Genomic DNA, 21,700 nt, shown 5'->3' with positions numbered 1-21,700 from the left:
CCCAGGTCTCAGCCACGTGGGCAGGCTACCGACGGTCAGCTTTCGCACCTGCCGCGAACCAGATCGACGCGGTTCCGAGCCAGGTGAAGACGACCTTCAAGCGTGCTCGGCCGAGCCGGTAGCGGACGCGCGCGAAGCGTCGGCCGGGCAATCGTTTCAGTCGCTCCAGAGTTGCCTCTTCGAGGCGATACCGCTCGGCGAGCAAGGTGGACGGGTCTGACAGAGGTGTCATGCGGGGCTCCCCGGTCGCGGCGTGTCACGCGCTCGGCAGTCCGCGTGTCGCGGCTACTCGGCCAATCAGTTCACCTGGATATGTCTCTCAGACATAAACATGCCTCAGAGACATATCCAAACTAAGGACATTGCCTTCCCGCCGGCCGGGCGGTAGCCCGCACGACGAACGCCCGCCAGGCATCCCGGGCCGAACGCCAACACCGCCCACCCGGGTCCCCGGCACATAGCGCGGCTCGGTTACCGGTAGCTCCACACCACCGGACGGGCCTTGTAGATGGCCGCACCGGGACGGTTGCGACTGCCGACGTACGAGCCGTTCAGCTTGTAGAGCCACACGTTGCCGTTGCCCCAGGTGCCGTCCGAGTTCTTGCCCGTCACCTTGGTGGTGACGACCAGGCCACCCGAATGGTTACCGACGCTCTTGATGTGCGCGTTGTCGATGGAACCGCTGGCCCGGCTCAGCGTCCCGCGGTTGATGTTGTAGGTGTAGACGTGACTGGTCGTGCTGAGCCACAGCTGCGCCGACGCGCCGTAGACCGGCGAGAGGTCGTGGCCGCCGGAGGGCGTGGTCCGGCAGGCCTTGCCGGTCAGGGTGGGGCTGGTGGCCGTGCCGCCGACCTTGAAGCTGCACAACTTGGTGCCACCGAGCACCCACAGTCGAGCCGTGCCCGGCTCCCAGAGCACGGCGTGCGCGCTCGGGAACGAGTAGGTGCGGCCGCTGGTCTTCCCCTTGCCGTACGCCGTGAGTTTGCCGGAGGAGGAGGCGACCACGACCGCGCCGTTGGGCAGCAGTTCAATCGCGTGCGGGTTGCCGCCGGGGCTCGCCGACCACGTCACCTTCTTCTTCGAGTAGTCGATGATCCCGGCCCGGCCGCCGGACGCGGTGACCAGGACGACCTTGCGGCCGCCGTACGTCCGGAACTTAACGTCCGACAGGTTCGACCAGGCGGAAGTCCGTGCCGGGCTCCAGGACCAGGCTGGGCTGCCCTTCCAGCTGCTGGAGCCGAGGTTGAATATCTTCACGCCGCTTCGCTGGTCCACGATGGCAGCCTGCCCGGCCGCCGCCTGAGCCGGCGCTGACACGACGACCGCACCGCCGGCCCCGACTGCGCACGACAGCGCCACGAGGCCCACCATCCGTAGCCGCCTGAGCCAATTCCCCGCATTTCTCATGACCCGGAACCGTAGCTTCGGAGGCTCCTGCCCGGAACGGCTCTGCCCAATTTACGACCCATCTGTCGGGCAACCATGTCCCTCGAGGACAGCAGGAGGTCAGTCCACCAGGGTCCGGCCGGTGAGGTGGAGGAAGACGTCCTCCAGGCTGCTGCGCCGGACCAGGACACTGGCCGGGACGAGGCCGCGAGCGGTCACCTCGGCCACCGCCGCGTCGCCGTCGGCCACGTAGAGCAGGATCCGGTCGGGCAGCACCTCCACCCGCTCCCCCAGCCCGCTCAGCTTGCCGGCGAACATCTCCTGCGACTCGGTGGCGAAGCGCAGCTCCACCACCTCACGGGTGGAGTGTTGCTCGATCAGGGCACGGGGCGAGCCCTCGGCCACGATCCGACCGCCGTCCATCACCACCAGCCGGTCGCAGAGCTGTTCCGCCTCGTCCATGTAGTGCGTGGTGAGCACCAGGGTCACGCCCTGCTGCTTGAGCCGGAACAGCCGCTCCCACACCAGGTGGCGGGCCTGCGGATCGAGCCCGGTGGTGGGCTCGTCGAGCAGGACGATCGCCGGGTTGTTGACCAGCGCGCGGGCGATGGTCAACCTGCGCTTCATGCCGCCGGAGAGGGGCTCCACCTTGCTCTCGGCCCGCTCGGCGAGCTGGACGAAGTCGAGCAGCTCGGCGGCCCGCTCGCGGGCCACCCGGCGCGGGATGCCGAAGTAGCGGGCGTAGCTGGTGAGGTTCTCCCGGACGGTGAGCTCCGGGTCGAGGCTGTCGAGCTGCGGGCAGACGCCCAGCCGGGCCCGGATCGCCGGCCCGTCGCGCACCGGGTCCAGGTCGAGGATGCGCAGTTCGCCGCCGGAGGGCGGGGAGACGCAGCCGATCATCCGCATGGTGGACGACTTGCCGGCGCCATTCGGCCCGAGGAAGCCGAACGCCTCGCCGGGACGCACGTCGACGTCGATGCCGTCGACGGCGGTGAAGTCGCCGAACCGCTTCACCAGCCCCCGCGCCTGGATGAGTGATCGAGCAGTGGTCACCAGCCGAACCTAACCGCCCGGTCCGACAACCTCGACCGGTTAACGCCGCGCACCCACCCGGACAGCCGATGCGGCGTCAACTACGGCGAGTCACGGCCGAAAGATCGACGACCACGTACGCCGCCACGACTTTTGCCTACCATTCTGGACAGATGACCCTTGACCGCTCCCGACCATTGGAATCGCAGCCTGGTCGCAGGATCCGACATTTGCGAAGGAGATTCCTAATAGGCACCGCTTGTGAGTGACCGTCACCTCGACTCCGTCACTCAATGCAATCACCGTCGGCAATGTTCCCCCCGATACGCGATTCGCGTATCGTGCCTGCTCGTGTTGCCCGTTCGCCCCTTCGACGGCTGTCCCCCGAGCCGCACCGTCCCGTTGCCGCAACACCGGGACGCGGACGAGGCACCCGAGGAACTCGGCGCGAGCTGAGCCGACAAGGCCGGCCGGACCAACCGTCCGGGCCCGGCACCCGACTCGACCGGGAGACCCCGTGCCGCTCCCCGCCCCCGCCCGCGTACGCGTACGCAGGCACCGGTCCGCAGACCGCACCGGCCAGCTCCGGTCGGTGCGCACCCAGCTGCTGGCGCCGATCCTGGTGGCGACGGTCGGTCTGGTGGTGCTCGGCGCCACCCAGACCAACGCCGCGCTCGCCGCCTCGACCGACGCCGACCGGGCCCGGGTGCTCGCCGGGACCGCCACCGCGACGGTACGGCTGGTGCACGAGCTGGAACGCGAACTCGGCGAGACGGCGGCCCTGCGGCAGCGAGGCGGCTCGGCCGGCCGGCCGCTGGTCGACGCCCAGCGGCGGCGGGTGGACGCCGCGGTCGAGCGTTACCGGTCGGCCAGCGACGCGGCCCGCCGGGCGGCACCGGACCTGACCCCGGTGCTCAACGACGCGGACGGCCAACTCGGCCAGCTCGATCCGACCCGCCGGTTGGCGGTGAGCGGCAACAGCGGCGACCCGGCGTACGGGACGTTGGTCGAGTCGCTGCTCGCGGTCGCCGACGCGCTGCCGGCCCAGTTGCACGACACCGACCTGGCCAACGGGGCACGGGAGGTGGCCGCCGTGGCGGCCCAGGAGCACCTGGCGTCCCTGGAACGCGACCTGCTGCGCGGGGTCTTCGTCCGGGCTGCCCTGGCCCCCGGTGAGCTGGCCCGGCTCGGCCAGCTACGCGGCGCGGGGGAACAGCGCCAGGCCGAGTTCCTCCGGATCGCCACCGGCCCGGCGACCACCGCCTGGTACCGCCTGATCGACGGCACCGACATCGCGACCTCCCGCCGGATGCGGAACGACGTGCTGGAGACCGACGGTGGGCCGGAGGCGCTGAAGACCGACGCAGACGCCTGGTACGTGGCGCAGAGCGGCGCCATCCGCCGCTACAACCTGCTCGGCCGGGAACTCTCCGAGGACCTCGACCGGGACGCCGCCGCGCTGGCCCACACCGCCGGGCAGCGGGCCCTGCTCACCGGTGGGGCAACCAGCACCGTCGCGCTCGCCTCGCTGATCACCGCCGTGCTGCTGGCGGTGCGGACCAGCCGCCGGCTACGCCGGCTGCGGGTCGCCGCACTCACCATGGCGAACCGGGAGCTGCCGGAACGGATGACAGCGATCGCCGCGGGCAGGCCCTGCCCGGGCGACGGCGCGGCGAGCCGGCTGACCGAGGGCGTCCGGCGCGGCCGCGACGAGGTGGCCCAGGTGGCCGAGGCGTTCGACACGGTGAACCGGGCCGCGCTGCGGCTCGCCGGCGAGCAGGCCGAGCTGCGGTTGGACGTGACCCGGATGGCCGAGGCACTGGCCCGGCGGATCCGCACGCTGATCACCCGCCAGCTACGCCTGCTCGACGAGTTCGAACACGAGGAGACCGACCCGGAGGCGCTGGCCAGGTTCTTCGCGCTGGACCACCTCGCCGCCCGCCTGCGCCGCAACGGGGAGAACCTGCTGGTCCTCGCTGGCGGCGAGCCGGGCCGGGGGCAGGAGGCCGTCCTGCTCCTCGACGACGTGGTCCGGTCGGCGGCCGCCGAGATCGAGGACTATTCCCGGGTGCAGGTCGACGTGCCGACCGCGGCGGTGCACGGCGCGGCGGCCGGCAACGTGGTGCACCTCCTGGCCGAGCTGCTGGAGAACGCCGCCGTGAACTCGCCGCCGCACACGTCGGTGCTGGTGGACGGGCGGCGTACCGTCGACGGGGTCACGCTGCGGGTGCACGACCAGGGCATCGGGATCAGCGAGACCCGGCTGGCCGCCATCAACGAGCGGCTCGCCGCGCCGGCCACGCTCTTCAGCGCCGCCGCCGGCAGCATGGGCCTGCATGTGGTGGCCCACCTGGCCGCCCGGCACGGGATCCGGGTCCAGCTGCACCGCACCACCACCGGCACGGTCGCCCAGGTGGAGGTGCCCGAGACCGCGCTGACCCGGGTCGAGGCGGCCACTCGGCCCCCCGCCGCCGAGCGTCGTGCCCTGGCCGGCGGCGACACGCCCTGGTTCCAGTCGCGCGCCGCCGGCACACCCGAACAGCCGGTCACCGACGCGCCGCCGGACCAGGCGGTCGCCGGCAGGTCGCCGTACCGGGCAGTCGCCGGCACGCCGTCGGACCAGGCGGTCGCCGGCGCGGGAGCCGAGGGCGGGGCCGGGTCGGCCGTCCTGCTCCACGCTCCGGCCGGGCCGGTGGCCGGGGCGTCCCCGGCGGCCGGCGTCTTCCGGGGCGTGGCCGCCGTACGCCCGCCCGGCATCTCCCTGCTGCCGCCCGGCGCCACCCGGATCCGAGCCTCCGGTACCCGGCCGACCACCGGCACCGGGCTGCCCCGCCGGACCCGGGGCGGCCACCTCCCCGTCACCCCGACCATCACCGCCCCACCGCCCCGACCCGCACAGGACCTGCTCGACCCCGAGGTGGTCCGGGCCCGCCTGTCCGCCCTCGCCGAGGGCGTGGCCAGCGCGATGCGCCGCAATCCGCAATCCACACCCACCGGGAGAACCCAATGACCCCACCCGTGACCGACGGACTCGACTGGCTGCTGGCCAACTTCGCCCAGCGGGTGCCGGACGTGTCGCACGCCCTCGCGGTGTCCGAGGACGGGCTGCGGCTGGCTTCCTCCCCGGACCTCTCGCCGGACCAGGTGGACCAGCTCTCCGCCGTGATCAGCGGGCTGTCGAGCCTGACCGTGGGCGCCGCCCGGCTGATGGCCGCGGGCCGGGTACGCCAGCAGATCGTCGACATGGACGGCGGGGTGATGCTCATCATGGCCGTCGGCGAGCGGGCCATGGTCGGCGTGCTCGCCGCGCCCGGCTGCGACCTGGGCCAGATCGGCTTCGAGACGGCGACGCTGGTCCAGCGGGTGGCCGAGGCCCTGGAGCCGGCGGTCCGGGCGTGACCGGGCGCCCGCTGCGACTGGTGGCCACGCTGCTGCTGGCCGTCCTGGTGGCGGGCTGCGGCAAGGCGGACGCCGGGCCGCAGCCGTGGCACGGCGGGCGCATCTTCCTGGCCACCGGCAACACCACCGGCGTCTACTACCAGCTCGGCGGCGGTTACGCCGACCTGATCAGCCAACACCTGCCCGGCTACGAGGCGCGGGCCGAGCCGACCGGCGCCTCGGTGGAGAACGTCAATCGGTTGGGCAGCGGCGACATGGAGATCGCGTTCAGCCTGGCCGACACCGCGGCGGACGCGGTCACCGGGCGCGGCGCGTTCGACGGGCGGCCGCAGCAGGTCCGCGCGCTGGCCCGGATCTACCGCAACTACACGCACCTGATCGTCCGGGCCGACCGGAAGATCAACACCTTCGCCGACCTGCGTGGCAGGCGGATCTCCACCGGGTCGCCGAAGTCCGGCACGGACATCATCGCGGGGCGGCTGCTCACCGCCGCCGGGATCAACCCGGACCGGGACATCCAGCGGCTCAACCTGTCACTGCCGGAGACGGTGCAGGAGATGCGGGCGGGCAGCCTCGACGCGATGTTCTTCTCCGGCGGCCTGCCCACCCCGGGCATCAAGGACCTGCTCACCAGCGCACCGGGGGCGTTCCGGCTGCTTCCCCTCGACGATCTGATCGAACCGCTCACCGCCCAGTACGGCTCGGTCTACACCACCGCAACGCTGCCCATGGAGGTTTACGGCAGCGCCGTGCCCACCCCGACCATCACGGTGGCGAACGTGATCCTGGTCCGGGCGGACATGCCCGACCAACTCGCGTACGACCTGACCCGGGTGCTGTTCGCGCACCAGAGCGAGTTGGTCCCGGTGCACCCCGAGGCGGCCAACTTCACCCGCGAGAGCGCGGCCGGCACGGACCCGATCCCGCTGCACCCGGGTGCGGCACGGTATTACCGGAACGGCTGACGTTCAGAGATTCGCCGGGGCGGTGGCGGCCCGGGCCGCGGCGACCAGCCGTCCGGTCTCGGCAGTCACCGCCTCGTCGTCGACGGGCGTGCCCGGGTCGTAGCGGACCGTCCAGGTCAGACCGTCCATCCCGGGCACCCGGCGGGCGACGATCCGGCCGGCTCCGCCGGGCACCGGGTGGTGCTCGGTGTGCGCGACGGAGCGGGTGACCCGGGTCCGCACCTGGTGCGGCAGGTCACCCGGGTCGAGCAGCAGGTAGGTCTCGGCCGGGCAGTCGGCGACGACCAGGTAGCCGTCCCGGTCGGCGACCCGCTCGGCCGGGGTGACGGTGAGTTCCCGGCCGGACCACACCGCCTTGAGGATGTCGTGCCAGCCGATCCGGTGCCCCCGGCCGGGCAGCCAGAGCCCGAGGTTGCTCGCGACCAGCACGCCGTCGCCCTCGCCGTTGCCGGCGGCGGCCCAGGCGAGCACCCGTTCCTCGACGGCCAGCGGCGGCCGGGCACCGGGCGGCAGCTTCGGCTTGCGGTTGAAGAAGCCCATCACAGTCCTCCGGCGGCCTGCTCGCGCAGCGCCCGCGCGTGTTGCTCCAGCGAGAGCAGTTCCCCGAAGAGGGCGAAGTACTCGTCCTTGTTGCTCACCGGGTTGATCCGCTGGATCTTCGACTTGAGGTCCTTGATCCGGCCGGTGACCGAACCCCACTGGAGCTGGGCCAGGGTGACCGAGACGTAGCGGGGGTCGGGCTCGCCGTCGATGCGCAGCGGCTCGACGGCCAGCTCCCCGACGAGCGCCTGGCCGGCCAGGTCGGCGCAGGCGTCACGGACCTGCTCGATCCAGACCGCGCCGCCGGTGGCCGCCACCACCCCGCCGGCCGCGGCGATCGCCGCCCGGACCGCCTCGTGCACCGGGTGCCGGTAGGCGCTGGCCTCCACCGCGTCGAACATCGGGCCGGCCAGCACCGGCTCCTGGACGGCGAGCTTGAGCGCCTCCCGTTCGACCAGCGACTGCGGGCTGTCCACGGTCGGCGCGACCGGTCCGCCCCGCGCCGGGGCGGGCGCACCGCCGGCCGGCTGCCCGGACGCGGCGGCCAGCACCGCGCGCTGCACCGGCTCGATCTCCATGCCGAGGTCGCCGGCGAGCTTGCGGACGTACTCGGGGCGCTTCTCCCGGTCTTTGATCTTGGCGACCAGCGGCGCGGCCCGGCGCATCGCCTCCACCCGGCCGTCGACGGTGTCCAGGTCGTACCGGTTGATCGCGTGGCGGAGCGCGAAGTCGACCAGCGGCTCGCGGCGGGCGACCAGGTCGCGGACGGCGAGGTCGCCCTTGGCCAGGCGCAGCTCGCAGGGATCCATGTTGTCCGGACCGACCGCGATGAAGGTACGCCCGACGAAGCGCTGGTCGTCCTCGAAGGCACGCAACGCGGCCTTCTGCCCGGCAGCGTCCCCGTCGAAGGTGAAGATGATCTCGCCAGCTCGTTCGTCGCTGTCGAAGAGCACCCGACGCAGGACCGAGATGTGATCGCCGCCGAACGCCGTGCCGCACGTGGCCACGGCGGTCGGCACCCCGGCCAGGTGGCAGGCCATCACGTCGGTGTAGCCCTCGACCACGACCACCTTGCCCTGCTTGGCGATCTCCCGCTTGGCCTGGTCGATGCCGTAGAGGATGTGGGACTTCTTGTAGAGCGGCGTCTCGGGGGTGTTCAGGTACTTCGGGCCGTCGTCATCGTCGAACAGCTTGCGCGCGCCGAAGCCGATGACGTCGCCGGTGAGGTCGCGGATCGGCCAGAGCAGCCGCCGGCGGAACCGGTCGATCAGGGTGCCCGAGCGGGACGGCCGGGACAGCCCGGCGGTGACCAGCTCGTCGTGGGTGAAGCCCTGCTGACGCAGGTGCTTGGTGAGCAGGTCCCAGGCGTCCGGGGCGAAGCCGCACCCGTACCGCTCGGCGGCGGCCCGGTCGAAGCCGCGCCGCGCCAGGAACTCCCGGGCCGGACGGGCGCCGGCCGCGCCGAGTTGCGCGCGGTAGAACTCCACGGCGGCGGCGTGCGCGGCCACCAGCCGCTGCCGCTGCCCCTGCTGCGGCCGGGTACGCGGGGCCGAGCGGTCGTCCTCGACATACCTGAGCTGGAGGCCGGCGCGCGCGGCCAGCCGCTCGACGGACTCGACGAAGCTCAGGTGCTCGGCGTCCATCAGGAACTTGATCGCGTCGCCGCCGGCCCCGCAGCCGAAGCAGTACCAGACATTGCGGGCGGGCGAGACGTTGAACGACGGGCTCTTCTCGTCGTGGAACGGGCACAGGCCCTTCAGGTTGCCGGCGCCGGCCGACTTCAGCGTGACCGTGTCGGAGATGACCTCGGCGATCGAGGTGCGCTCGCGGACCAGCGCGATGTCCTCGTCCCGGATCCGCCCCGCCATCTCCGCCACCCCCTCGGCGTACATCCTGCCCTGCCGGTCCGACCATCGGGCGGCCGGGGGACGGCCGGTGTGGCGAATCCCGCGTGGACTCGGCGGTTGCGCCCCGCGGGCCGCTCGGCGTCCGCGACCATGGAAGACGTGCGACGGGTACGCGCCGACGGTGCGCCCTGGCCAGGGCGACTGGCCGCCCGGTTCGCCCTCCGGCCCTCCCGCCGCCTGGCGGACGAAGCCGGCCAGCGACACGCGACCTGGCTCGAACTCTTCTTCGACCTGGTCTTCGTCCTGGCGCTGGGCGCCGTGGTCGGCCGGTTCGGTCACGGCCTGGTGCCGACCCGCTGGGACCTGCTGGCCGCCGGAGGACTCTCGGTGGTGGTGCAGTGGGCCTGGGCCGGCCAGGTCTTCTACGACACCCGGTACGACCCGGACGACCCCCCGCACCGGCTGCTGGTGCTGGTGGCGGTGGCCGGCGCCGGGGCGCTCACCCTGGGCGTGGGCGGAGCGCCGCGGTCCGCCCTGCTGCCGATCGGCTACCTCGTGGTCCGCGGCGTCCTGCTGCTGCTCTATCTCCGGGTCCGGCCGACGGATCACGCGACCCGCGAGGTGACCAGCATCTACCTCACCGGATTCGGCGTGGGCTGGCTGATCTGGCTCGCCTCGCTGGCCGTACCCGCCGCCACCCGGCCGGTGCTCTGGACGGCCGCGATGATCATCGAGCTGGCAACGCCCTGGCTGGGGATGCGCCGGCTCAACCGGTCACCGGCCGACGTCGTGCACCTTCCCGAACGGCTCGGCCAGTTCACCATCATCGTGCTCGGCAGCGCGCTGGCGAGCGTACTCGCCGCGGTCCCGATCCACCCGGAGCCGCGGGTGGCCGTCGCCGCGGCGGCCGCGTTCGCCCTGCCGGCGTCCGTGTGGTGGGTCTACACCACCTTCGTCGAGTCCGGACTGGCGCTGGCCCGGCTGGGCGGCGGACAGCGGTACGCCTACCTGCACATCCTGATGAACAGCGCGCTGCTGCTGCTCGGCTGGTCCCTCGGGGACGTGGTCCGGCAGGTCGACGCCGACGCGCCGGCGGCCCCGCTGGGCCTGCGGCTGCTCCTGGCCGCCTCGCTGGTGACGTGGATGCTGTGCGGCCTCGGCCTGAACCGGGTGTCGGAGCAGCCTCCGGGTGCCCGCCGGTACGTGCTGAGCAGCGGCGGGATCGCCTCGGTCACCGCGGCGACCGTGGCCGTCGACCGCCCGCTGCCCATGCTGCTGCTGGTCGCCGCGACGCTCGTCGGTTACGCGGTGCTGGTCACCCGGCACCTCGCGAGCATGGCGGCGAAGGCGGCGTGACCGGGCCGGCGCGGGTCAGGCCGACTGGCCCGCCCCCACGCCGTCCCCGATCCGCGGGAACGGCTCGATGGAGAACACCACCTCGACCGGCACCTCGAAGTGCGCCGCGATCCGCAACGCCAGATGCAGGCTGGGCCGGAACTCGCCCCGTTCCAGGTAGCCGACCGTCTGGTAGTGCACGCCCAAGGCGTCGGCGAGCTGCCGGCGGGAGATGCCCCGCTCGGCGCGCAGCACCGCGATCCGGTTGTGCACGGTCTCGCTCATCGACGCCCTCTCACACCGCCCGCTGCATGGCCCGCTCCCGGCGTGCGGCCACCCGCGAACCGGACTCCCGGCGGGCCATCCGGCGCAGCACCGCCGGGGCGATCAGCAGCCCGGCCACCGCCCAGAGCCCCAGCACGCCGAGCGTCTCCAGGTGCCGCCAGGAGCCGCCCAGCTCGACCGCGGCCATGCTGTCGGGCAGCAGCGCCGAGCGCATGCCCAACCCTAGCCAGTAGATCGGGAAGCTCTGCGCGACGGCCTGCAGCCATCCCGGGAAGCCGTTGATCGGGTAGAAGATGCCGGAGAGCGCGATGAGACCGAAGGTCGGCAGCACCACCAGGCCCATGTTGCGGGGATTCTCGATCAGCGAGCCGATCACCGCGCCCAGCGGCAGCGTCGCCACCAGCCCGAGCGGCACCACCCAGGCGATCGTGAGCCAGGCGCCGCCGTCGGTGAGCCGGATCCCGTCCAGGAAGAACAGCGCGGGGCTGAGCTGGAGGGCGAACCCGATCAGCGACACCGCCGAGAGCATGACGATCTTGCCGATCAGGTAGCCGAGCATCCCGTTCGGCGTCGCCTTGGCCCGCAGCAGCGTGCCGTCCTCCCGGTCGACGATGAGCTGCTGGGCCAGGCCGAGCAGGCCGCCGAAGGCCAGCCCCATGCCGAGCGCGCTGGGCAGCGTACGCGCGCCGAGGGAGAAGGAGGTGCCGGGCACCGTGGCGCCACGCATGAAGAACATGGTGACCAGCAGGATGACGGTCGGGAAGAAGTAGTTCCACAGATCCTGGCCGTTGGTGAAGGTGTTGCGCAGCTCGATCCCACCACGCCGGATGCCGGCCCGGACGGCCGCCGTGGTCGCGCTCATGCCGACGCCGTGCTGACGATTCGCTCGCTGCCCCTCGCTCATCGCGAGCCCCCCTGCTGCCACGCCCGGACGGCGGCGCCGGTCCGGACTCCGGTTTCCTCTTCGTAGACCAGCGCCATGTACGCGTCCTCCAGGCTGGCCCGGCGGACCTCCAACTCCTGCACGTCGTCGCCGTGCTGCCGGAGCAGGTCCCGGACGAAGCCGGTGGCGTCGGCGGCGGAGTGCACGAACCGCTCCCCGGCCCGGGTCCACCGGATCTCGGCGTCCCCGGCGACCCGCCGGGCCAGTTCGTCGGGCGATCCGTCGGCGATGATCCGGCCACCGGACAGGATGAGGATCCGGTCGGCGAGCTTCTCCGCCTCGTCCAGGTCGTGCGTGGTGAGCAGGATGGTGGTCTCGTCCAGGTCGGCGAGCCGGTGCACCAGATCGTGGAACTCGCGCCGGGCGGCCGGGTCGAACCCGACCGTCGGCTCGTCCAGGAAGAGCAGTTCCGGACGGCCCACGATGCCGACCGCCACGTCGAGCCGGCGGCGCTGACCACCGGAGAGCCGCTGCACCCGCTTGCCGGCGTGCGGGGTGAGGCCCACGGTCTCCAGCAGATCGTCGATCGGCCAGGGCCGAAGGATCCGGTCGGTGGAGTACGGGGCGTAGAAGTCGGCGAGGTGGCTCAGCACGTCCCGGACCCGCCACTTGCCGTGGTCGCGCCAGGACTGGAGCACCACCCCCATACGGGCGCGCCAGCGCTCGTCGCCCCGCCCGGGGTCGACGCCGAGGACGCGGACGTCGCCCGCCGAGCGCATCCGGAAGCCCTCCAGGACCTCGATCGTGGTGGTCTTGCCGGCGCCGTTGGGCCCGAGCAGGGCGAGCACCTCGCCGCGCCGGGCGGTGAAGTCGACCCCGTGCAGCACGTCGACGCTGCCGTATCGCATGCGCAGGTCGCGGACGTCGAGGACCAGGTCCCCGTCGGGCGGGTGCGGAGTCTCGGCGACTCCCGGTATCTCCACCGTAGTCATACCGCGGAATGTAGCACCTCTACTACATATCGAGGGGCACCCGCTCTCGGTCGGGAGCACGACAGGGCCCCGTCCCTTGCCGATCTTGACTACGGTGGGATCCGCCACCGGGGAGGGGACGCCAGATGGCCGACGACACCGAACTGACCATCGCGCTCGCCGAGTACGAGCACCTGCGCGAGCTGAGCCGTACGGTGCACGACCAGTCCACCGCCCGGCTGACCTTCTTCCTGGCGGTGGCGTCCGGCGCGACCGCCGTCTCGGCCGGGTTGATCACCACGGGCGGGCCCGGCGGGCGGCTCGCCCCGGCCATGGCTGCCGGGCTCGGGCTGCTGGTCCTGCTGCTCGGAGTCTTCGTGTTCGCCCGTCAGATCGAGCTGAACGACCGGGGCCGCCGGTACGCGGTCGCCGCCACCGTGCTCCGCACCTACCTGGCCCGCCGCGCGCCCGCCCTGAGTCCGTTCATCGTCATGCCGACGCTGGACGACCCGGGACCGTTCGCACCCGAGCCGTTCCACCGGCACTGGTTCCGTGACCTGGTCAGCCAGGCCGGCATGATCGCGCTGGTGAACAGCGCACTGCTCGGCCTGGCCGCCACGCTGGGCATGCTGCTCGCCGGCCCGGCCTGGCTGGCGGCGCTGGTCGCGGCGGTGGTCGCCACCACCTCGGTCGCCGTGCACCTCCGGGTGATCCGCCGCCGCGTAGCCCGCTCCGCCGCCCTGGTAGGCACCGTCCTGACCACCCGCCCTCTCACCCCCGCTCCCTCCCACACCCCACCCGCACCCTCGCCCCGGGTCGGTTGATCATGACGTTGTCGCCTTCTGGCTTCGGCGCGTCGCGCCACAACCTCATGATCAGACGGAGGGAGGTGGGTGGGGGTCAGGTGGGGAGCGGGGTGGATTCGTCGGCTTCGGCCTGAGCGGTCCAGGCAGGCTTGGTGGAGCGCCAGCCCTCGTCGTCCATGCCTCGGCGCCAGTAGCCGGAGATGGAGAGGGCGTCCCGGGGCACGCCGCGCTCGACGCGCAGCAGTCGGCGCAACTCCTTGACGAAGGTGGCCTCGCCGTGGACGAAGGCGTGCACCCGCCCGGACGGGAAGTCCAGTGCCCGGACCGCCTCGACCAGCGCGTCGCCCACCGGGCGGCCGGCCCGGTGCAGCCAGCGCAGCTCGACCGCGCCCGGGCTGGTCAGCGGCAACTCGTCGGCCGGGCCGTCGACCTCGACGAAGACCACGGCCCGCGCGCCGGCCCGCAGCCGCTCCACGGCGGCGGAGATCGCCGGCAGGGCGCTCTCGTCGCCGGCCAGCAGGTGCCAGTCCGCCGTCGGGTCCGGCGCGTACGCCCCGCCGGGGCCGGTGAAGAGCACCCCGTCGCCGGGGCGCAGCCCGGCCGCCCACGGCCCGGCCAACCCCTCGTCGCCGTGGTGCACCACGTCGATGGTCAGCTCACCCGCCGTCGCGTCCCAGGCCCGCACCGTGTACGCCCGCAGCCGCGGCCACTGCTCGGCCGGGAACTCGCGCTTGATGGTGGCCAGGTCGGTGGGGTGCGGGTAGACCACTCCGGCCGGCGGGAAGAGAACCTTGACGTAGTGGTCGGTGTACGCGCCCACCGGCAGGCCGGCCAGTTCCTCGCCGCCGAGCACCAGCCGGATCAGATGTGCGGTGGGCCGCTCGGTCCGCACGACCGTGGCGGCGGTGACCTTCTTCGGGCGCTCCGTCATGCCACTTAGGCTAGCCTAAGTCGCCCCGGCATCCCCAGCGCGGTCGGGCGGCGGGCAGGTCAGGGGTTGCGGACCAGGCGGATGTGCCAGGCCAGGGCGGCCGGGTCGGTGAGCGAGGCCACCTGGTCGATCACCACTCGCAGTCGCGCGGCGTCGTCGGGCGCGTCCCGCCACAGCGGCGCGAAGACCGGGTCGAGCGCGTCCGGCGCCCGGTCCGCCAGTACGGCGACCAGTTCGGCGAGGATCTCCTGCTGCTGCGCGTACCGGGTGACGGCACCGGGGCGGCGCATGACGTAGCGCAGCGCGATGCCCTTGAGCAGCGCGCACTGCGCCCGGATCCGGCGGGGCACCACCAGGTCGGCGGCGTAGCGGCGGTGCGGCCCGGGGCCGTGCCGCTCGTCGGTGGCGGCCACCACGGCCGCGACGAACCGGCCGGTGAGCACACTGGTGGTCGCCTTGAGCGCGGCCAGGGCGCGGTGGCTGCCGTCGTACGCGGCGAGCGGGGCGAGCACCGGCTCGGCCAGCAGTTCGACCAGCACCTCGTGCAGGTCCTCGGGAGCCTCCCCGGAGTACGCCGCCGCCACGTCGACGCAGAGCGCCCGCCGTTCGTCGGCGTCGGCCAGCAGCGGGCGCAGGCTGACGTACCCGCCGTGGATGCCGTCCTCCACGTCGTGCACCGAGTACGCCACGTCGTCGGCCCAGTCCATCACCTGCGCCTCCAGGCAGCGCCGGCCACCGGGCGGGGAACCGGCGCGCAGCCAGTCGAAGACCGGCCGGTCGTCGGCGTACACGCCGAACTTGCGCCGACCGGGACGGCGCTCCCACGGGTACTTGCTGACCGCGTCGAGCGAGGCCCGGGTCAGGTTGAGCCCGACCGAGCGGCCGTCCGGGGCGAGCACCTTGGCCTCCAGCCGGGTCAGCACCCGCAAGGTCTGGGCGTTGCCCTCGAAGCCGCCGCAGTCGCCGGCGAGGGTGTCCAGGGCGTCCTCGCCGTTGTGCCCGAACGGCGGGTGGCCGAGGTCGTGCGCCAGCCCGGCGGTGTCCACCACGTCCGGGTCGCAGCCGAGCCGGGCCCCCATCTCCCGGGCGACCTGCGCCACCTCCAACGAATGGGTCAGCCGGGTACGCAGGAAGTCGTCGGTGCCGGCGGTGTGCACCTGGGTCTTGGCGGCGAGCCTGCGGAACGCCGCCGAGTGCAGCACCCGCGCCCGGTCCCGCTCGTACGGCGACCGCCCGTACCCGGTGTCCTTGGGTGCCTCGACGACCAGCCGGGCCGCGTCGTCAGTGCCGGCACGCACGTTCAAGCGGTCAGCTCCGCTCCCGGAGCACGCAGAACTCGTTGCCCTCCGGGTCGGCCAGCACCGTCCACCCGACACCACCCTGGCCGATGTCCACGTGCCGGGCGCCCATGTCGACCAGCCGCTCGACCTCCGCCTCCCGGTCCTCCGGGCGCAGGTCGATGTGCAGCCGGTTCTTGGTTTCCTTGGCCTGGGTGACCGGGACGAAGACGATGCCGGGAAGCTGGTCCGGCGCACGGCGGATCTCCACCTCGTCCGGCTTCTCACTGACCACCCGGTAGCCGAGCGCCTCGGCCCACCAGTGGGCGAGCCGCGCCGGGTCCTGGGCGTCCACGGTCAGGTTCTCCCAGACGCTGGTCATGCGACCACCCTTCCCTGCTGATCGACACGAGCGAGCCCAGGTTACGCCCGAAGGCACGGTTCGGCGCGCTCAGCGACCCGGTACGGGTCGACACGGGTCGATCATGAGGTTGGCGGTGACCGGCACGGCCGCCAACCTCATGATCGTCGAGGTCGGGTGGTCAGCGGGAGTCGGAGCCGCTGGTCACCACCGCGGCGCGGCCGGCCTCCAGGCGGGCCACCGGGACGCGGAAGGGGGAACAGGAGACGTAGTCGAGGCCGACCTCGTGGAAGAAGTGCACCGAGTCGGGATCCCCGCCGTGCTCGCCGCAGACGCCGAGCTTCAGCCCGGGCCGGGCGGCCCGGCCCTCCTCGGCGGCGATCCGGACCAGCCGGCCGACGCCGTCCCGGTCGATCGACTCGAACGGCGAGATGCCGAAGATACCCAGCTCCAGATAGCGCCAGAAGAAGGCGCCCTCGACGTCGTCGCGGGAGAAACCCCAGGCCATCTGGGTCAGGTCGTTGGTGCCGAAGGAGAAGAACTGGGCCGCCTCGGCGATCTGGCCGGCGGTCAGCGCCGCCCGGGGCACCTCGATCATCGTGCCGATCAGCACCTCGACGCCGCTGTCCCCGACCACCTCCGCGATGATCTTCTCGGCCTCGGCGCGTACCGTCTCCAGCTCCTGCACCGCGCCGACCAGCGGGACCATGATCTCCGGGCAGGCCGACCCGCCGGCCCGGACGACCTCGACGGCAGCCTCGGTGATCGCACGGACCTGCATGGCGAAGAGGCCGGGGATGACCAGACCGAGCCGGACGCCACGCAGGCCGAGCATCGGGTTCTCCTCGTGCATCCGCCGGACGGCGGCGAGCAGCGCCTGCTCCTTGGCCACGTCCTCGCCGCGCTCCTGCGCGACCGCCACGTTGACCGCGAGCTGCTCCAGCGGGGGCAGGAACTCGTGCAGCGGCGGGTCGATCAGCCGTACGGTGACCGGCAGGCCGTCCATCGCGCGGAAGATCTCGATGAAGTCGGCCCGCTGCAACGGCAGCAGCGCGGCGAGCGAGTCCTCCCGTTCCCGGTCGGTGCCGGCGAGGATGAGCCGCTCGACCAGCTCCCGCCGGTCGCCGAGGAACATGTGCTCGGTGCGGCACAGGCCGATGCCCTCGGCGCCGAAGCGCCGCGCCCGCGCCGCGTCCGGGCCGGTGTCGGCGTTCGTCCGGACCAGCAGCCGCCGCGTGCCGTCGGCGTGCGTCATGATCCGGTGTACGGCCCGAACCAGCTGATCGTCGGTCCGCTCCGGATCGAGGTTGCCCTCGAAGTACTGCACCACCTCGGACGGCATGACCGGCACCTCGCTGAGGTAGACGTTGCCGGTGGTGCCGTCGATGGACACGACGTCGCCCTCGTTAACGGTCTGCCCGGCGACGGTGAACTTCTTCGCCGGGACGTTGACGTCGAGTTCGTCCGCGCCGGAGACGCAGGTCTTGCCCATGCCCCGGGCCACCACCGCGGCGTGGCTGGTCTTGCCGCCCCGCGAGGTGAGGATGCCCCGGCTGGCGATCATGCCGTTCAGGTCGTCCGGGTTGGTCTCCCGACGGACCAGGATCACCGGCTCCCCCTCGGCGGCCAGCTCGACCGCCCGGTCCGAGCTGAAGACCACCTTGCCGACGGCCGCGCCCGGCGACGCGCCGATGCCCCTGGCCACCGGCTCGAACTCGTGGTCCAGCCGGAACCGGGGGAACATCAGCTGGGCGAGCTGCGCCCCGTTGACCCGGTGCAGCGCCTCGTCCAGGTCGATCAGCCCCTCGTCGACGAGCTGCCCGGCGATGACGAACGCGGCGGCGGCGGTCCGCTTGCCGACCCGGGTCTGGAGCATCCAGAGCTTGCCGCGTTCGATGGTGAACTCGATGTCGCAGAGGTCCTTGTAGTGCCCCTCCAGCCGGGCCATGTAGCCGAGCAGCTCGTCGTAGGACGTCTTGTCGATCCGCTCCAGCTCCTGCAACGGCACGGTGTTGCGGATGCCGGCGACGACGTCCTCACCCTGAGCGTTGGCGAGATAGTCGCCGTAGATGCCCTGCGCGCCGCTGGCCGGGTCGCGGGTGAAGGCCACGCCGGTGCCGGAGTCCGGACCGAGGTTGCCGAAGACCATGGCCACCACGTTGACCGCCGTGCCCAGGTCGGCCGGGATGCGCTCCTGCCGGCGGTAGACCACCGCACGCTCGGCGTTCCACGACTCGAAGACCGCGCGGATGGCCAGGTCGAGCTGCTCCCGCGGCTCCTGCGGGAACTCCCGCCCGGTGTGCTTGGCGAAGATCTTCTTGTACGTGTCGACCAGCCCGCGCAGGTCGTCCGCGTCCAGGTCCAGGTCGTTGTGCGTATCCTTGGCCCGCTTGGCCTCGTCGATGGCGTGCTCGAACTCCTCGCCCGGCACCTCGCACACGGTCTTGCCGAACATCTGGATCAGCCGGCGGTACGAGTCCCAGGCGAACCGTTCGTTGCCGCCGGCCTGTGCGGCGAGCCCGACGACGCTGCGGTCGTTGAGGCCGACGTTGAGGACGGTCTCCATCATGCCGGGCATCGAGAACTTGGCCCCGGAGCGGACCGACACCAGCAGCGGGTCCTCGGGGTCACCCAGCTTGCGGGCCATGCCGCGCTCCAGCGACTCCAGGTGCGCCTCGATCTGCTCGGCGAGCCCGTCCGGCTCCCGGCCGGTCGCCAGGTACGCCTTGCACGCCTCGGTGGTGATCGTGAAGCCGGGCGGGACCGGCAGGCCGAGGTTGGTCATCTCGGCGAGGTTGGCTCCCTTGCCGCCGAGCAGATCCTTGAGATCCTTGTTGCCCTCGGCGAAGTCGTAGACGTACTTGTTGTCCACCGTCTGTTGCGCTGCCACCAGAGCCTCCCACACGCGCCGGAAGTGACACTTAACGAAGGTTCAGTTCGGACCTACCCCGAGACCGACCACCGGCAATCCGGTGCTGTCTGCATTCGGTGGGCGAAGGCTAAGCGAACATCGAGTGGCCTGGGACCGTTCGGTGACAATTGGCACAGCCGTCACCACTATCCGCGTTCGTACCAGTTTTTGGGAACGTTTCCACGCGCACTATCACGCAATTCCGGATCCCCTCGTACTCTTGACGGCACTGGTTCTGTTGAACTTGACTTTTGCCATATTCGACGCAAATACACCCCGGAGCCGTCGCCGTGCCGACCACCCCCGCCGCTTCGCCCGAGACCGGTCCCGAACCGCGCGACCAGGTCGATGTCGTCACCCGAGCGCCGGCCGCCGCCGAGCTGGCCCGAGCCGCCACCCAGGCGGCCGGTGAACTGCTCGCCCCGCCCGCGCCGGTGCGGCTGGCCGACGTGGTGCCCGCCCCCGAGCGGGTCGCGCCCGACGGCACGGCCGACTTCACGCTGCCCGAGGACGCGGTGATCCGGGTCGACGCCGACCAGGCCGCCCGGGACGTCGCCGGGCAACTCGCCGAGCTGCTGCGACCGGCGACCGGCTACCCGCTCCCGGTCACCGGCACCGCCGCCGCCCGGCAGGACGGCCTGCTCGTGCTCGCCCTGTCCGGCGTGACGGGTGCCGAGCCGACGGACGCCGCCACGATCGGCGCGGAAACCCTGGGCGACGAGGGCTACCGGCTCGACGTGACCGGCACCGAGGTGCGGATCACCGCCGTCACCGCGGCCGGCCTCTTCCACGGGGTGCAGACGCTGCGGCAGCTCCTGCCGGCGACGGTGGAGAGCGCCACACCGGTCGCCGAGCGCTGGGTGGTGCCGGGCGGCACGATCGTCGACCGCCCCCGTTTCGCGTACCGGGGGGCGATGCTCGACGTGGTCCGGCACTTCTTCCCCGTCGAGGACGTGCTGCGGGTGATCGACCACCTGGCCCGGTACAAGCTCAACCACCTGCACCTGCACCTCACCGACGACCAGGGCTGGCGGATCGCGGTCGACTCCTGGCCGAAGCTCACCGAGGTCGGCGGCGCCACCGAGGTGGGCGGCGGACCGGGCGGCTGGTACACCAGGGACGACTACCGCCGGATCGTCCGGTACGCCGCCCGCCAGCACGTCACCGTCGTGCCGGAGATCGACCTGCCGGGCCACACCAACGCGGCGCTGGTCGCGTACCCGCAGCTGGCACCCGGCAAGACCGCGCCGCCGCCGTACACCGGCACCGAGGTCGGGTTCAGCTACGTCGACCCCGCCGACGAGCGGACGTACGAGTTCGTCGCCGACGTGCTGCGTGAGGTGGCCGCGCTCACCCCCGGTCCCTGGCTGCACATCGGCGGCGACGAGGCGTTCAAGGTCAAGGGCGACGCGTACACCGGCTTCGTCGAGCGGGCGCAGCGGATCGTCGCCACGACCGGGAAGACCGTGGTCGGCTGGCACCAGCTCGCCCCGGCCGCCCACGCCGAGGGCCGGCTGCTGCAGTGGTGGGGCACCAACGGCGACGACCCGGTCACGGCCGACGCGGTACGCCGGGGCGCCCAGCTGATCCTCTCCCCCGCCAACCACGCCTACCTGGACATGAAGTACGCCCCGGACACCCCGATCGGGCACGACTGGGCCGGCCTCATCGACGTTCGAAGGGCTTACGACTGGGATCCGGCGACGCACCTGGCCGGCGTACCGGCCGAGGCCGTGCTCGGGGTGGAGGCACCGCTCTGGACCGAGAGCGTCACCACGCTGGCCGAGGTGGAGTTCATGCTCTTCCCGCGCCTGCCTGCCGTCGCCGAACTGTGCTGGTCGCCCCGGTCGACACACGACTGGGCCACCTTCCGGGAACGGCTGGCCGGACACGGCCCACGCTGGGCCACTGCCGGGATCACCTTCCATCCGTCGCCGGAGGTCCCCTGGCCGACGGACGACCGCACACGCCCCACAGGCCGTATCCCGGCGCAACGGACCGATCCAAACGCCGCGGACACACCCGCACACTGACCGGGTGCCCGCGGGCACGCCCTCCCACCCGACCCGGTCCCGCGCGTTCTCACCCCACCCGCGCCGCACCCGCATGATCCACTCCAGGTGCGGCATGTGGCGGTCTCCAGCCGCCGGGAGACCACCACATGCCGCATCCCGGGTCACCCCCTCCGGGCAGTGCGCGCCGCCTGCGCCGAATGTCCGGATTGCGAGGGTACCGCTTCCACAGGTGGGCGGGGGTGGGTGGTTTGACGCGGGGTGTGCCGTGGCCGGGGCCACCCGCGAGGCGGAATCATGCCGGGGGCCGGGGCGTTGAACATGGCAGACCGCGTGCAAAGCTGACCGAGCCGCGCGGGAATCACCGCCCCGCCCCGACCGTTACACCCGGGGCCCGAGCCGGGCTGGAATGACCGGCCAGCCGCCGTCGTTACATCCCCCGGGCCACCCGAGCAGGCCACGCCGCCGGGCCGGGCCGGAATGACCGGCCACCGGCCGTCGTTACACCCCGGGCCACCACCCGAGCAGGCCACGCCGCCGGGCCGGAATGACCGGCCAGCCGCCGTCGTTACACCCCCCGGGTCACCCGAGCAGGCCACGCCGCCGGGCCCACACCCCCAAAGACTTTCCCCCTTCACGCGACACCCGCACCCCCCATCGCGGGCCTGTCGCGTAACCCCCGAACGAAAGGCTCTGATCATCATGCGTAAGAACACCATGCTGCGTAACACCGTCCTGACCGCTGCCGGCATCACCGCC

The 21,700-nt window shown here is 72.5% G+C and carries 17 protein-coding genes; 6 read left to right on the top strand and 11 right to left on the bottom strand.

The genetic code is table 11. The features are described 5' to 3' along the window. Window positions 1-471: 471 nt before the first annotated feature. Window positions 472-1,275, bottom strand: coding sequence for a DUF6528 family protein (locus ACIRG9_RS28760; protein WP_402862630.1), 804 nt, complete (start codon window positions 1,273-1,275; stop codon window positions 472-474). 231 nt (window positions 1,276-1,506) lie between these two features. Then, the gene (locus ACIRG9_RS28755) at window positions 1,507-2,439 is read right to left on the bottom strand and encodes an ABC transporter ATP-binding protein (protein ID WP_402862627.1); all 933 of its coding nucleotides are present in this window, start codon (window positions 2,437-2,439) and stop codon (window positions 1,507-1,509) included. A gap of 496 nt (window positions 2,440-2,935) precedes the next feature. Here ACIRG9_RS28755 and ACIRG9_RS28750 point away from each other — a divergent pair, with 496 nt between their 5' ends. From ACIRG9_RS28750 to ACIRG9_RS28740, 3 genes are read left to right on the top strand one after another with little or no spacing between them, the layout of a single operon-like run. Next, window positions 2,936-5,428: a nitrate- and nitrite sensing domain-containing protein gene (locus tag ACIRG9_RS28750; RefSeq protein ID WP_402862624.1), complete on the top strand. Its 2,493-nt coding sequence runs from the start codon at window positions 2,936-2,938 to the stop codon at window positions 5,426-5,428. Continuing rightward, window positions 5,425-5,817, top strand: coding sequence for a roadblock/LC7 domain-containing protein (locus ACIRG9_RS28745; protein WP_402862621.1), 393 nt, complete (start codon window positions 5,425-5,427; stop codon window positions 5,815-5,817). Before ACIRG9_RS28750 ends, ACIRG9_RS28745 begins: the two co-directional genes overlap by 4 nt. Beyond that, on the top strand, window positions 5,814-6,782 hold the full coding sequence (locus ACIRG9_RS28740) for a TAXI family TRAP transporter solute-binding subunit (protein ID WP_402862618.1): 969 nt from the start codon (window positions 5,814-5,816) through the stop codon (window positions 6,780-6,782). The genes ACIRG9_RS28745 and ACIRG9_RS28740 overlap by 4 nt, the downstream gene beginning before the upstream one ends. Before the next feature lie 3 nt (window positions 6,783-6,785). Here the strand turns inward: ACIRG9_RS28740 and ACIRG9_RS28735 are convergent, their stop codons facing one another. Continuing rightward, a complete protein-coding gene (locus tag ACIRG9_RS28735; protein WP_402862615.1) occupies window positions 6,786-7,322 on the bottom strand; it encodes a hypothetical protein in 537 nt (178 codons plus the stop codon). After that, window positions 7,322-9,214: a DNA primase gene (dnaG, locus tag ACIRG9_RS28730; RefSeq protein WP_402862612.1), complete on the bottom strand. Its 1,893-nt coding sequence runs from the start codon at window positions 9,212-9,214 to the stop codon at window positions 7,322-7,324. The genes ACIRG9_RS28735 and dnaG overlap by 1 nt, the downstream gene beginning before the upstream one ends. Before the next feature lie 114 nt (window positions 9,215-9,328). Between dnaG and ACIRG9_RS28725 the strand changes: the two genes are divergently transcribed. After that, the gene (locus tag ACIRG9_RS28725; protein ID WP_402862609.1) at window positions 9,329-10,525 is read left to right on the top strand and encodes a low temperature requirement protein A; all 1,197 of its coding nucleotides are present in this window, start codon (window positions 9,329-9,331) and stop codon (window positions 10,523-10,525) included. Between the two features lie 15 nt (window positions 10,526-10,540). Here ACIRG9_RS28725 and ACIRG9_RS28720 read toward each other — a convergent pair whose 3' ends face one another. The 3 genes from ACIRG9_RS28720 to ACIRG9_RS28710 are packed head-to-tail and all read right to left on the bottom strand — an operon-like array spanning window position 10,541 to window position 12,664. Beyond that, window positions 10,541-10,789: a helix-turn-helix transcriptional regulator gene (locus tag ACIRG9_RS28720; protein WP_402862607.1), complete on the bottom strand. Its 249-nt coding sequence runs from the start codon at window positions 10,787-10,789 to the stop codon at window positions 10,541-10,543. Between the two features lie 10 nt (window positions 10,790-10,799). Continuing rightward, window positions 10,800-11,651 (bottom strand): ABC transporter permease, encoded by an 852-nt coding sequence (locus ACIRG9_RS28715; protein ID WP_402862605.1) that lies wholly within the window; start codon window positions 11,649-11,651, stop codon window positions 10,800-10,802. Window positions 11,652-11,689: 38 nt separating this feature from the next. Further along, window positions 11,690-12,664, bottom strand: coding sequence for an ABC transporter ATP-binding protein (locus ACIRG9_RS28710; protein ID WP_402862602.1), 975 nt, complete (start codon window positions 12,662-12,664; stop codon window positions 11,690-11,692). A gap of 125 nt (window positions 12,665-12,789) precedes the next feature. On the opposite strand from ACIRG9_RS28710, the gene ACIRG9_RS28705 reads away from it, so the two are divergent. Beyond that, window positions 12,790-13,467 (top strand): hypothetical protein, encoded by a 678-nt coding sequence (locus tag ACIRG9_RS28705; RefSeq protein WP_402862599.1) that lies wholly within the window; start codon window positions 12,790-12,792, stop codon window positions 13,465-13,467. A 76-nt stretch (window positions 13,468-13,543) separates the two neighbouring features. Here the strand turns inward: ACIRG9_RS28705 and ACIRG9_RS28700 are convergent, their stop codons facing one another. The 4 genes from ACIRG9_RS28700 to ppdK all read right to left on the bottom strand — a co-directional run bounded on the left by ACIRG9_RS28700 (window position 13,544) and on the right by ppdK (window position 18,908). Continuing rightward, entirely contained in the window at window positions 13,544-14,380 is an 837-nt protein-coding gene (locus tag ACIRG9_RS28700) for a siderophore-interacting protein (RefSeq protein WP_402862597.1), read from the bottom strand. Between the two features lie 59 nt (window positions 14,381-14,439). Continuing rightward, complete coding sequence (locus tag ACIRG9_RS28695) at window positions 14,440-15,678, bottom strand: deoxyguanosinetriphosphate triphosphohydrolase (RefSeq protein ID WP_402862810.1); 1,239 nt, start codon at window positions 15,676-15,678, stop codon at window positions 14,440-14,442. 10 nt (window positions 15,679-15,688) lie between these two features. Beyond that, on the bottom strand, window positions 15,689-16,039 hold the full coding sequence (locus tag ACIRG9_RS28690; protein ID WP_402862595.1) for a VOC family protein: 351 nt from the start codon (window positions 16,037-16,039) through the stop codon (window positions 15,689-15,691). Between the two features lie 160 nt (window positions 16,040-16,199). Then, window positions 16,200-18,908, bottom strand: a complete 2,709-nt coding sequence (gene ppdK, locus ACIRG9_RS28685) for a pyruvate, phosphate dikinase (RefSeq protein ID WP_402862592.1) — start codon at window positions 18,906-18,908, stop codon at window positions 16,200-16,202. A 311-nt stretch (window positions 18,909-19,219) separates the two neighbouring features. Between ppdK and ACIRG9_RS28680 the strand changes: the two genes are divergently transcribed. Beyond that, complete coding sequence (locus ACIRG9_RS28680) at window positions 19,220-20,962, top strand: beta-N-acetylhexosaminidase (RefSeq protein ID WP_402862589.1); 1,743 nt, start codon at window positions 19,220-19,222, stop codon at window positions 20,960-20,962. Window positions 20,963-21,700 lie beyond the last annotated feature (738 nt).

It is taken from the genome of Micromonospora sp. NPDC093277 (assembly GCF_044765245.1).
Classification (GTDB): domain Bacteria; phylum Actinomycetota; class Actinomycetes; order Mycobacteriales; family Micromonosporaceae; genus Micromonospora.
Note: the sequence above shows the minus strand (reverse complement) of the source record. Positions and strands in the feature narration are given on the sequence as shown.